The sequence below is a fragment of the Bacteroides sp. 1001302B_160321_D4 genome (assembly GCF_015667765.1).
GTDB lineage: Bacteria > Bacteroidota > Bacteroidia > Bacteroidales > Bacteroidaceae > Bacteroides > Bacteroides xylanisolvens.
In genome coordinates, this window is sequence record NZ_JADPLO010000036.1 from 29,495 (window position 1) to 42,874 (window position 13,380).

At 35.8% G+C, this 13,380-nt stretch carries 12 protein-coding genes; all 12 read right to left on the bottom strand.

Translation table 11 applies throughout. From position 1 onward, the window contains the following. Nucleotides 1-4: 4 nt before the first annotated feature. The 12 genes from KFO40_RS14615 to KFO40_RS14670 all read right to left on the bottom strand — a co-directional run bounded on the left by KFO40_RS14615 (nt 5) and on the right by KFO40_RS14670 (nt 13,252). On the bottom strand, nt 5-1,141 hold the full coding sequence (locus KFO40_RS14615; RefSeq protein ID WP_005868864.1) for a glycosyltransferase family 4 protein: 1,137 nt from the start codon (nt 1,139-1,141) through the stop codon (nt 5-7). Further along, nucleotides 1,138-1,716 carry an acyltransferase gene (locus KFO40_RS14620; protein ID WP_005868863.1) on the bottom strand — a complete coding sequence of 193 codons (579 nt, stop codon included), beginning with the start codon at nt 1,714-1,716 and terminating at the stop codon, nt 1,138-1,140. The genes KFO40_RS14615 and KFO40_RS14620 overlap by 4 nt, the downstream gene beginning before the upstream one ends. Next, complete coding sequence (locus KFO40_RS14625; RefSeq protein WP_005868862.1) at nt 1,697-2,611, bottom strand: glycosyltransferase family 2 protein; 915 nt, start codon at nt 2,609-2,611, stop codon at nt 1,697-1,699. The genes KFO40_RS14620 and KFO40_RS14625 overlap by 20 nt, the downstream gene beginning before the upstream one ends. Nucleotides 2,612-2,638: 27 nt before the next feature. Then, nucleotides 2,639-3,727 carry an EpsG family protein gene (locus tag KFO40_RS14630; protein WP_005868861.1) on the bottom strand — a complete coding sequence of 363 codons (1,089 nt, stop codon included), beginning with the start codon at nt 3,725-3,727 and terminating at the stop codon, nt 2,639-2,641. Further along, entirely contained in the window at nt 3,724-4,824 is a 1,101-nt protein-coding gene (locus KFO40_RS14635) for a glycosyltransferase family 4 protein (RefSeq protein ID WP_005868860.1), read from the bottom strand. The genes KFO40_RS14630 and KFO40_RS14635 overlap by 4 nt, the downstream gene beginning before the upstream one ends. After that, nucleotides 4,811-5,713 (bottom strand): glycosyltransferase family 2 protein, encoded by a 903-nt coding sequence (locus tag KFO40_RS14640; protein ID WP_005868858.1) that lies wholly within the window; start codon nt 5,711-5,713, stop codon nt 4,811-4,813. Before KFO40_RS14640 ends, KFO40_RS14635 begins: the two co-directional genes overlap by 14 nt. A 234-nt stretch (nt 5,714-5,947) precedes the next feature. Then, nucleotides 5,948-7,123: a glycosyltransferase family 4 protein gene (locus KFO40_RS14645; protein ID WP_005868857.1), complete on the bottom strand. Its 1,176-nt coding sequence runs from the start codon at nt 7,121-7,123 to the stop codon at nt 5,948-5,950. A gap of 2 nt (nt 7,124-7,125) precedes the next feature. Continuing rightward, nucleotides 7,126-8,460, bottom strand: coding sequence for a glycosyltransferase (locus KFO40_RS14650; protein ID WP_005868855.1), 1,335 nt, complete (start codon nt 8,458-8,460; stop codon nt 7,126-7,128). Beyond that, a complete protein-coding gene (locus KFO40_RS14655) occupies nt 8,457-9,989 on the bottom strand; it encodes a lipopolysaccharide biosynthesis protein (RefSeq protein WP_005868853.1) in 1,533 nt (510 codons plus the stop codon). The genes KFO40_RS14650 and KFO40_RS14655 overlap by 4 nt, the downstream gene beginning before the upstream one ends. 564 nt (nt 9,990-10,553) lie before the next feature. Next, nucleotides 10,554-10,997, bottom strand: coding sequence for an acyltransferase family protein (locus KFO40_RS14660; protein WP_005868848.1), 444 nt, complete (start codon nt 10,995-10,997; stop codon nt 10,554-10,556). Further along, nucleotides 10,984-12,252, bottom strand: a complete 1,269-nt coding sequence (locus tag KFO40_RS14665) for a nucleotide sugar dehydrogenase (RefSeq protein WP_005868845.1) — start codon at nt 12,250-12,252, stop codon at nt 10,984-10,986. Before KFO40_RS14665 ends, KFO40_RS14660 begins: the two co-directional genes overlap by 14 nt. Nucleotides 12,253-12,274: 22 nt before the next feature. Further along, on the bottom strand, nt 12,275-13,252 hold the full coding sequence (locus KFO40_RS14670) for an SDR family oxidoreductase (RefSeq protein WP_005868843.1): 978 nt from the start codon (nt 13,250-13,252) through the stop codon (nt 12,275-12,277). Nucleotides 13,253-13,380: the final 128 nt, after the last annotated feature.

A 13,380-nucleotide genomic window follows, 5' to 3' on the forward strand; every position in this document is an offset into this window, starting at 1 on the left:
GATGTTATTTAATTCGATTTTTAATTTGCCGATAGTATTCTTCAAGCATCAATTTCCAAAATTTATTGCGTTCGTAACGTGATGTAATCATTGCCCTTGCATTCTTTGCCATTCTTTTTACCTCATTAGGATTATCCAAAAAATATTTCATGGCTTTATACAATGCGTGTTCGTCTTGTGGTGGAACAATTATTCCATTTTTGTTTTGAACAATTATTTCATTACAACCATTGATATCTGTAACGATTTGTGGTAATTCCAAGGCCCCAGCTTGCATGACAACATTAGGGAAACCTTCACGATAGGAGGGAAAAACAAAAGCCTCACACCCCATTAGATAGGGACGAACATCTTGTTGAAAGCCGACAAACTCAATGTGAGAATTTGTGCTAATCTCTTGTTTTACCCAATCATCAACCGGATAAAGGTTTTCTTCCATAAAGCCGATTAAACGTAATCCTATGTTAGGATAATCTTTCTGTAATCGAATAAAAGAAGCTACTAATTCATTGATTCCTTTCTCATAAAATATACGACCTACAAAACCAAACGTGAAATCGAAAGTTGAAATCTTAATATCTTGTGTAGCATTTCGCGAATAGAATGCCGTATCAATTCCATTTGAACCACCATTACCGATAACAAGCATTTTTTTAGGATTGCCGATCCCCATTGAACAAATAATATCACACATCTTTTGTGAATTGGGATATACATTTGTGGCACAAGCGTAAGTTAACCGTTCCGTAAAACGAAGAATTTGTTTTTTTATGCCCGTAGCCGTCGTCAATGGGAAGCCTGTTACCGTGTGCATACGGATCGGCACACGTGCTATCCATGCTGCTAACATACCCAAAAGACCAGCTTTGGGGGTGTGCGAGTGAACAATAGTCGGCTTCTCTTTGATAAAAAGTTTTACCAATTGGAAAAGAGTTATTAAATCGAAAATCGGATTTATGGCTCTTGACATTTTTACCGGAATACAACGTGCCTGTTGCTTCTGTAATTCCTCCCAACCTTCTCCTTTAGGGGCAACGGCAATGACATCGAAATATGCGGAAAAATAATTCAATTGACCTTGAAGTTGCCGGACTTGAAAATAAGCTGAATTTGTTATTTTGAATAATTTCTTTTTTTTCATTGAAAAGATTTTATTTTTTTTGCAGGAACTCCCCCATAAATAGAGAATGAGTCAACACTTTTATTAACCAAACTATTTGCGCCTATTATACATCTTGTATCAATGTGAACTCCACATAAAATCCTCACTCCACAACCAATCCATACATCATCATGGATAACTACCGTTTTTTTTAGGATTTCATTATATTTAATAGGTAAATTAAAATCAGAATAAGTGTGAGTACTTGTTAGTATTGAACTTGAATGGGCAATAGACACATTATTTCCGATCATCAATCCTCCGCTACATTCAAAATAACACATCGGATGAATACTGATATTATCTCCCAGTTCTAGTTTCTCTATGTTAGATATATATACATTTTCTTTAATTACAACATTATCACCGCATTTTTTTGCTAGATTTTTCACCAATATGTATCTAATCACAATACCAACTTTTCCTCCAATACCTCTTAAACTTACAAATAAAAAATTATTAAGTTTCCTAGGAAGATATGAATCTACTATAACGAATACCTTAATTAATGGTTTAATCCGTTTAAATAAAGTTCTACCGCTTAGATCCGACATGTCTAATATCTATATAATTGTTTTTTTTATCTTTCATATGAAACAAATAGCCAATAGGCATAAAAATAATATAACTAGAAATTCCTATTTGTTTTATTTTATTTTTCATTTTCAATTTAGAGCAAGGAGCAAAACGCCAGTAATTTATATGAGCTTTTATTTTTTTTAAATATGGAATATCTAGTGATGCCATTTCTGAATAAATTCTCATGGCATAATTAGGTGAATTCATTCTGTTTTTGATTGATGAAACAGATAAACCGTCTGATAAATACTCTGCGATGTATATTTTTTCATTAAAAAATAACATAAGGTAATTTTTTCCAATACGGTTTAGAACCAAACTTTCTGCACAAAATTTTTCTCCGGGTATATCGTCAAATAAATAATTTCTCAGGACTGATGTTTTAAAAACAAACGCAACATCCCCTTTTATATTTTTTATAATCCAATAGTTAATCCAAGAATCTTTTAAAATTTTCCATGTAACCTCTTTCCCTATACGAGAACCATCTGGAAAGCATTTCATACCACAAACTCCAGCAAATTTATCATTATTCTTTATATATTGATAATGAAAAACTATTCGTTCTATAGAGTCTTTTGTTAAATAGTCATCACTATCTACAATATAAAATAATTCTCCTTTTGCATGTAATACGCCATTGTTGATTGCTCTATGTTTTCCACCATTCTCTTGTTTGATGAAACGAATTAATATACGATCTTCATTTTGATAAGATTTTATAATTTCATCAATATCATCAGTGCTCCCATCGTCAACAATAATCCATTCAAAATTTTTATAGGTTTGAGACAACAAACTCTGATATAGATTTCCAATTAAATTCTTCCTATTATATACCGGTGTAAATACAGTAACTAAATCTTTCATAAAAATCTTTTTCTATTGTTTTGTATTTTATTTTATCCACATTACATAAGTGAACATATAATAACATAGAATAATCCATTTTATTCGTTCTCCCTGGTTATTTATTAAGTTATCTTTTAGCAAGGGATATATCAATACTATAGGATAAAGAAACCAAGATAGATAAGCAAATCTGTTATTATACGGTACATGAATGGTCAATAGCCAGAACGCATTACTTGCTATATAAGTATTAAATAAACGGATAAACAATTTGTCTTCGTAGCAATATGTATAGATATATTTCACTCCTGCGATAATGGGTATCAAACTATAAATAATGAAGTCCCAGCGAAATCCAATATTAGAGAACATTTGCTCCATGCCTTTATAAGACATATTCAAATATTCAGACATCCTTTTATCCTGTTCAAACCAAGGAATGTTTGTCAACAAAGTGGAGAAAGAATCACGTGCAACAAGCATAAGCAGGAAAAACGTTCCCCATAAGTATAAGTAGTGTTTGGGATTATTTGAAAGTCGGGTCAGCAAGAAACAGCCAATTGGCAACATGACGGATTGATGGAAAAGACATGCTATAATCCAAACAGGAATTCGTTTAATATCGTTGTTTGGAACAAGAAAAGAGAAGATAACTAACGATGTAGCTATTCCGTTACGCAGTCCATTTACTCCGTATCCCCAAAAACTCAAAGAACAAACGAACAACACTAGTGCTACAGCATATTGTTGTTTGAATCGTTTCTTTAAAGCAAAGAAAACAGGCAATATATATAATGAGCAAAGAACAAACCAATACCCTTTTAAATTGACGAGTTGTGAAAGCCAATAGGTAAGATACTCAAAACCAATATCTCTATCTCTTATAGCAACCGTACCATAGAAGGCTTTCTTTTGGAAAGCCATGGCATAAGCTGAAGTATCTCCAAAGTAGTGATAATCGGTCGGTCGGAAAGTTACATGAACATATACAATCAAGAGTAAAGCAAGGCTAAATATCTGGTTGTTGATATAAGGCTGTCTTACTGTTTCTGCCCTGACCGGTTGAATAGCGATGTAAACAACTAATAGCAGCAACAAGTTGTAATATAAGGCTATATATAGACTAATACTCATAAAATGACATCACAAATTTGGTCCACATAATGTTCCCACGTAATTTTAGCTTCTATGCGCCGACGTGCATTACGACCTTCATTTATAGCAAGAGATTTATCGTCGATTAACTTAATGAGTAAATTCTCCAATTCTTCGTGGGCGTCCTGATGTATCAACCAACCGCCATTATTCTCCTCGACAGCATCGGGAATGCCACCTGTACGAGTACCTATAACGGCGGTTCCACAAGCTTGCGCTTCGGCAAAAACAAGCCCGTATCCTTCTACATTCCTATTATCCGCTTCTTCACGTGTACAGAGAATGAATATATGCGAGGCTGAATAGAAATCGCAAAGTTTATTATCATCAATGAAACCTTCAAATGATACAATATCTGACAATCCTAAATCGGTAACCATCCGCTCAAGTGCACTCTTATATTTTCCTTTACCTCCGAGATGCAATCGCACTTGTTGCTTATACTTTGCCGGTAAAGAAGCTATCGTCCGGATAATAAAATCATGTCCTTTAAATTTTTCCAATCGAGAAATAGAACAGAGGTGTAGCAAGCCATCCTTATATTTTTCACAAGTAGGGCGAAAATGAATTGCATCAACCGCTAACGGAATAGCGATTGTTTTAGCATTTGGAGAACAATGTTTTACTAATGTCTCTGTATAATGACTGTTAGCAATCACGCAAGAGGCGTTTCTTAGTATAAAACGTCGATAAGTAGGCCAAATACAGCGTCGGAAAAAACTCTTTCCGGCAAGATATTCGGCTCCATGTGCCAATATATAGGTTTCTCTGTTTGACAATAGAGACAGCATTCCCTCTGGATGATAATTCCCGGTAATTACAATATCACCGGGAACAGTTTTTTTGCGTAAATACTTCAATGTACGCAACTCCAATATTCCTCTTCTTCCATGCAATCTCACCACATTATTATCCTCCTCTGCATCGGTAGAAGTACTTTGGGGACAAATGACTGTAACATTCAGTCCTTTTTTCTCTAAATATTTTTTCAGTTCAAAACAAAGCCTTGCAATACCACCATTACTTGGTGGATAATCATAGGTTACAATAAAAATGTGTTTGTTAGATGTTTGCATAATGAGTATATTTAGGAGTTAGTTTTCCTTTTTTATAACCTTCTTTATAAGTTTTTGCAAAAAGTCTAAACAGTCCGGGATTGCGGTAAGTAAAAGCGTATGATGCAACAAGACGCAACAAATAGATGTAAGCAGTCGGCCTATGATACCATTTGAGATGACGGCTAATCAATAAAGCCCGGTTATGTACTAATGAAGCAATATAGCGATTGATATCCAGAACCCTGCAACCGCCTGTATCAGCAGCCAAGTGCCATACATGAGCATCATAATTAAAAAAAACTTTGTATCCAAGTTCCTTTACTCGTAAACATATTTCGGTTTCTTCATATAGAGCAGCTCCATAATTCAAATATTCATCAACACCACCAACTTCTAAAAATATGTCTTTTTTTATGCTATAATTTCCACCTCCGCCATGATCTACATATTCTTTATGATTAATGTGGAATCCCCGTTCTGGAGTTGCCGTATAGAAATGGAACTTGCCTACATTTTTCGATTTGGGATTATTCTTATATTTTTCTGTAATTCCCCCTGCCACTACTGCGATATCAGGTTGTGACAAGAACTTGTAATGCTCTTTGAGCAGGTTGCAGTCACACTCGATATCATCATCTAGAAATAGGATGTAGGCGTATTGTGTGTGTTGCACACCGAAATTACGAGCTTCAGGTAGCCCTCTAAATTCAGTCACATGATAGTACTTAATCAATGTATCACTATCTTTTGCACGACTATACATAGTACTGTCAATGGCTGCCGATTGGTCTACAATAATTATTTCATACGGCTCCCCAAAATCTTGCTCTATTAAGCAATCAACTGTACTTGCCAGATAATCAGCCCGATTAAGTGTGGGCAAAATAATGCTTATCCCTTTTTGCATAAGGCGTTTATGAATAATATGAATCAAGAGTTAAGAAATTAATCACTTCGTTTAGGAATTATACTCTATCAGAAATTTCACTATAATGAAGCATTTCTATATTTTACGTAGTTGTACTGAAATGTTTGACTTTCTTCAAGATGGCAATACAAAAAAAGCCTTAACTCCCCTTCGTATGAATATGTGATTTTATAAATAAAAAGTCCGTTTAAATTTTCTAATAAAGCAGTTGAGTTAGGATTCTTCTACATGATGTTTGGAGCTATCTCTTATAACTCGATTGTAAAATTCGATGTTTTGTGCCACTATCTCGTTGGTGTTGAATCTAGCAGTTGCATTTAGATAAGCCCTGTCGGCTTGTTCACACCTATAAATGGGATTCGAGATTAGCCGTTGCAAAGCCTCTGCAAATTCATCGATACGTTTCACCCTGCATTTGCAAACACAGTTACTGTCTCCTATAATCTCTTGAAAACAATCGATATCGGAACAAACAATTGCCTTCCGCAGTAACATTGCCTCCAGTAAGACCAAACCGAAAGTTTCTGCATGGCTTGGAAATATGCAAATATCGGCACTGTTAGCGTATGACATAGTCTTGTCATAAGGTAAGCGACCTAAATACGATACACAACCGATCGATTGCTTTGAAAAGAGAGATTTGCATTTTTCCCATGTCGAAGAACCATTCACTACTGCATCCTGTCCGATGAGAATGAGTTTGACATTGTCGTTTTGCTCGCATATCCTGTTGAAAATAAGAGGCAAATCAAGTACCCCCTTTTTCTCAACAATTGTCCCCCAATAAAGTATCGTTATTGTATTTTTGTTCATGTCACTAGATGAAAGAGGGGGCATGTTTATATCCACAGGATTATATATTACACATTTTCTCTTATTCGAAGACAGACTGAATAATTTATCCGTCAGGTCGAGAGCCTGTCGGCTAACTCCTATATAGGCATCAGAATTACGCAAAGCATTATATTCCATAAGCCGTACGTTCCATGGAGTTTTGTTTCCAGACAAATGATCGAAATACACATTTGAACCATGTAATCTTGTAACTACTGGTACAGATAAACTACAAAAAGCCAAAGGTCCCTCCCAGTCGATAGATTCAACGAGGTCGATGCCAATCTTTGCCACTAATAGATTTAACTTTTTATTTAGATACCTTCTATTGATAAAAGAAGAAAATGGAGACTTATGAGGCTGGTTTATAGGTATCACAGATATACCATCGTCCCACACAGTTTCTGTAAACTTATTGCCCCAATACACAACTGATACCTTCACACCAGTCTCACTCTTAACGATAAGATGAGACAAATGTTTGATAAAAATTCCGATTCCGCCACATTTCATACCCAATATCGGATATTCTGTAGTTAAAAACGCTATATGCATCTCTATTGTATTTTTTGGAAAATATCAATGAAAGATTTTGTTTGTTGCGATGCCAAGTAACGGCGGCAATATTCTTTGTTTGCCGTCATTGGAAATTTTTCGCTAAATACTTGTTTGATGACAGTAACACCTTGCTGAGGAGTATCTATAAAAATACCTATGCCTGCTTTTATCAATTCGGTTCGTGCTTCGCTAGTCATGGGCACCATTGCTAATACAGGCACTTGTAATGCGATATAATCGACCATTTTTGCGAAATTAGTCCACCATAAAGCCGTGTGTCCGGGAATAAGTACTGCTGCTTTTGCATTAACTATCAATTCATACAATTTACGCTGCGGTACATGATTGATATATTCCACGTTGTTACAGATTCCCAAATCATTGACAAATTCTTCCGTTTGTTTTTGATTGATATTCTTATTACCCACAATTTTAAGGGTGCAACCCTTGCCTTTTAATTCCTTAGAATTGACAGCTTCGGCAAATATTTTCAAGAAATTATCTTTATATTCATGGAGGTATTCACCCACGAATATTATATAATTCTCTTTTTCTCTATTTTGAAAAGAAGGCAAATAATCATCATCTACTCCAGTTGGAATAAAATATGATTTATTTGAGTATCGTCCCTCATATAAATCATTAAATATATTCAGGTATGCTCCCGACAGACCAGTAATAGCATCAGCGTATTTAAAAGTATCTTGTTCAATTTTCTTTTGCTTGGCAAAAACAGGAAAATAATCAGAATACATTCGCTTAGCGTATGTGGTAGGATCCCTGAAATCAGCAACCCATTTTACTCCGGTTAGATGTTTAAGTCGCATACCGATTCTATTTGAGGTAAAAGGCAGGCAAGTGGTATATATGATAGATATATCATGTTCTTTAATTATTTTTCGTCCCATCCTCACGGCACTTCTTTCCCAGAATCTAAAGCGGTCGGGAACTTGAATCCATCGGTCTAGTATATATTTATAAAACTTACCGAATAAAGATTGCTTGTTAGAGGTGACTGTATCCGTGCTTTTTGACTGTGCACCAATAGTTTTTGCTTTGGCTGTAATGGCTTTGAGTGAAGTATCTTCTCCTCCAAGCAACATTCTAAGGCCGCGCAATGTCGGTTCTATATAATTGGCTTGATAAATAGGCACGTCTTGGACTTCGTCCAACAAATCAGGATCTTCTAAATATAGATAATTACGATTAACCGTCAGTACTATCGGATTCCAACCTGTACGTTTAAGATATTTTACAAGTTTAAATGCCCTAAATACCGCAGCATGAGTCTGTGGCGGAAAAAAAGGAGTAATTATAAGTATGTTTTTATTCATCGTTTTAATTTGTTTAAAATCAATGCTTTTACTTTTTTCTTATTTTCTTTGTCTAATAGCACATAATAGGACAGAACAACCAATATTATTGAAGAACTAAGAGCCACGATAATCACTCTTGTAAAGGACTCAACCAAGATATGTTGTATGAGTAGGATTGCGGTAAAAGAAGGAATACTTATGAAAAGATTCACTACCATCGTTGTGAAGAAAAAACGTATCGGTTTGAAATCTTCAACATAATGATGGAGTGTATATGAGCAAACGATATAAATCAATAATGTGCTCACTATAGGCAATCCAAAAGCCCAAGTCAAGCCGATACCTTTACTAAACAATAACCAAAGTATCGGAATGACTGATAATGATACTGTCCCCGCCATAAATGAATAAAATTTCAAACGTCCGACAGCTTGTATTCCAATATATATAATATTATTATTCAATGATATGAAGCTTGAGACTATCAATAAAATACAGAATTCAATTGTATATGGAGGAACTTCCACGAGCCATAAATTCATTACATAATGTATTTCAGAGATAAAAGGAATAGCAACCAACAGATATAACACATTTGCCAAACAAGTAGTTTGCTTTAGTAATTGTATCATGGCATTGAAATCGGTCAATGCGTATTGCTTTATAATTTGCGGCCTCGAAGCCATTACCAAATTGGTTGATACTTGTTCAATCATCAGTTGCACAGTTGTTGCCAATCCGGCTGCGGCATTAACAGCTGTACTGCCAAATATATTAAGCAACATATTTGTTCCCTGTTGACGAGTAGTAAAGCAAATATTGGAATAAAGATTCCATCCTGAAAAGCTAAACAGAGAACGGCCGATAACCTTATTCCATTCCCAATTAATCCGGCATTCGTCATAATGCCTAATGCAATAAATGCGATATGTCATTGCAATCAAGAATGAAGATAAGAGCATAAGTCCTCCATATAAAATGAGCTTATCACATACTGTAATAAGTAGAAGTGTAGCGATCAGCAACTTCAACAGTGATCCAACAATTTCCACAATAGCATACACGTCCATTTTTTCGTGCGAAATAAGAGTCGCATTGTATGGAACTTGAGTGATGCTGACCATTGAGGAAATTATTGAAAATTGATACACCCAAACAGCTGCACTCATTCTCTCATCTGGAATGTTCAATTTTTCGAATAACAGCCAAAGTCCGACCGTTTCAGCCAAAAACAAGACTATAATTGCAATTCCTATATGTAATATAAAGGCTGTATTGAATGTTTGTTGGAGTTGTCGAGGGTCATTTTTGGCAAGTTCGACTGTAAGAAAGCGTGAAGTCGCTCCACTCATCGTTACATTCAAAAAGCTAAATAGGACAACAATACCGCCGACAAGTCCATAAATGCCATAATCATCTACACCAAGTGCATTTAACACGATCCGTGATGTATATAGTGATACAATCATGGACAGCAACATACGTGCATAAAGTGCCACTGTATTCTTGAATATTTTTTTATTATTTACGGACGATGTCTTATTCATAGCAAGCTTATGATCTTCCTAATACAGACGGAATGTATCTTTTTATTAAGGTTGTCGCAAAATAGCATATTGCAACAATGAGTGCAAATTCCAATATGGTCCAACTGTAGTTTACAAGATGTAACTTATTGCGCACGATCCAGAATGTATCTACAAATAATATATGTAGCCCCAATAATGCCAAACTGTTAATTCCACACCAAATCAATATTTTATCCAATGGAATAAGTTTCAGCTTTCTCGAATTAAAATATGAATTGATAAACCAATAAAAATTCATAATAAAAACCATTGAAAGCAACAATAGATGCAATGGAAAATTGTTTGATTTTAAGTCAACGTAAGAGGGAAATAGAACGATGAAAACAATGGCGATAATAAGCAAGAATAATGAGTATATCGGTGAAACCTTCATGCCGTACCATTTGTTCCGCATGAAGCAAAAACCAAGATGGTAATAAATCAAGGTAGACATTGTTGTGTCAATAAAATATGGCAAATCAATGTTATTAGCATTTAACCAATATCCTACTCCATATAATAATATACATAATGCGCTGATTGTTAATGCTTTATTGTAGGGGTGATTTTATGTATCAATAAATAAACGAATGAAACCTCGAACAAACAAATTAAAAACCAAATTACATGAAATAAAATAAAAGAGTTTTCATCACCGAGAAAACCATCAAACATACTCGTTACAGGGAGCGAGATCGCTTTTGCCCAATTATGAGTTTCGTTAAGTTTCAAAACGAACAAATATGCGAACAACAAAAAGGCAAAAAAGGCCCAAGGAATCAGTAATTGTCTGGTCTTTTTTGCAAAAAACTCTCTCAAACTGATTGGACGAAAGAAACAGCCTGACACAAAAAAGAAAAGGGGCATGTGAAAACTGTAAATAACGGTTTTCAACATGTAAGGGATTTGTATATGACCAAGGATGACCAATAAAATTCCTCCCCCTTTCAATATGTCAAAGGAGACAATCCGATTAGAGTCTACCATCTACAACGTTTTTTTCAAAGATAGCTTTAACATCGAATATGACGTGTTGAGCATTTAGTAACGTTTTTACATCAAAGCCTATAAACTGTTCGTGTGCTACAGCTATAATTGCCGCATCGAATTTCTTATCCAAAGGATGTTGGTTCGTTACCGAGATTCCATATTCTCGCATAACTATATCAGGATTGGCCCAAGGATCATATACGGTGATATGTACGTTATACTCTCGCAAAGCATTGTAAATATCTATAACCTTTGTGTTCCGCACATCAGGACAGTTTTCTTTAAAAGTAAACCCTAATATGAGGATATGAGAGTTGAGCACCTGTATTCCTTTCTTCAGCATCAATTTCGCAACTTGGTTGGCCACATATTCCCCCATACCGTCGTTCATTCGGCGACCGGCTAAGATTATCTCAGGATTATAACCGTGACGTTGTGCACATTGAGCCAAATAATACGGATCAACTCCAATGCAATGGCCTCCAACCAGCCCAGGCTTAAATGGCAGGAAATTCCATTTGGTAGAAGCTGCTTCCAGTACATCCTGTGTATCAATGCCCATTTTAGTAAATATCTTGGATAGCTCATTCACAAATGCGATATTGATATCACGCTGTGAGTTTTCTATTACTTTGGCTGCTTCCGCTACTTTCATCGTAGGAGCGAGATGTGTACCGGCGGTAATTACAGAAGCATATACCTCATTTACTTTCTTACCTATTTCAGGCGTAGAACCGGAAGTAACCTTTTTGATTTTTTCTACTGTATGAAGTTTATCTCCCGGATTTATACGTTCAGGGCTATAGCCAGCAAAGAAATCTTCATTAAATTTCAATCCGGACACTTTTTCCACAACCGGGATACATTCGTCTTCTGTAACACCTGGATAAACAGTAGATTCATACACCACAATATCCCCTTTGGAGATTACCTTACCAACAGTTGTGCTGGCACCGTAAAGCGGAGTCAAATCCGGATTGTTGTTTTTGTCTACCGGAGTGGGAACGGCAACTACATAAAAATTGTAATCACGGATTTCCTCTATATTGGCAGTACACTTAAAACCATTGGCAAGGGCAGATTGGAGTAGTTCATCTGACACTTCGAGTGTCGCATCATGACCTGCCATCAAAGCAGTCACACGAGCTTGGTTCATGTCAAAACCTATCGTTTTATACTTTGTCGAGAAAAGACGAGCCAAAGGGAGCCCTACGTAACCAAGACCAATTACGCAAATTTTAGTTTCATTCATAATTTCATCTGTTATTATTACTTTAAATATTCTTCCAATACCATTTGACAGCCTCTTTCAAACCGTCACGCATACTGTATTGAGGATTGTAACCTAAAAGGGATTTTGCTTTATCAATACATGCCAAGGAATGGGGAATATCCCCCAAGCGGTTGGGACCATGAATTATTTTCACGTTGGCAATTTCGGGGTCAAATTCACTCAAAAATTCTTTCAAGTAACCGACCAACTGGTTTAATGTGGTGCGTTCTCCGAAAGCAGTATTGTATACTTGGTTGGTTGCATTCGGATTTGTCGTGGTCATAGCCAGCATGTTCATTTGAATCACATTGTCTATATAAGTAAAATCGCGGCTATATTCACCATCTCCGTTAATGACAGGACTCTCATGAGCCATGAATTTCTTAACGAACAAAGGAATCACCGCAGCATATGCCCCGAATGGATCTTGACGACGACCGAAAACATTGAAATATCGTAAGCCGATACATTCCATTCCATAGGTTTTGGCAAACACATCGGCGTAAAGCTCGTTTACATACTTTGTTATGGCATAAGGCGAAAGCGGTTTACCAATCACATCTTCTACTTTGGGAAGAGACTGACTGTCTCCATATGTAGAAGAACTTGCTGCATATATAAAACGCTTTACATTGGCATCGCGAGCGGCTGTCAGCATATTTAAGAATCCCGATATATTAGTTTCATTTGTAGTTATAGGATCTTTGATAGAACGTGGAACTGAGCCTAATGCTCCTTCATGCATAACGTAATCTACATTTTCTACAGCTTTCTTACAATCGTTCAGATTCCGTATATCTCCTACGATAAGTTTAAACTTATTCGGATATCGTTGTAGAAATGGAAAAATGTTTTCAGGTTTACCTGTGGAAAAATTATCCAAACAGATTACATCATAGTCGTGAGCCAATAAATACTCACATAAATTGGAGCCGATGAATCCCGCTCCACCAGTAACTAAAACTTTTGTTAATGACATATGGATTGTTGTTTTATGTTGAAGTTGCAAGCCTATTGCTTGATAGGGGTGTAATGATTTATTTTAAGACTGGTTTGGATAAAAGAGAGATTGTGTGTATCTGCTCCAAGTCGATTGTTACAATTTCC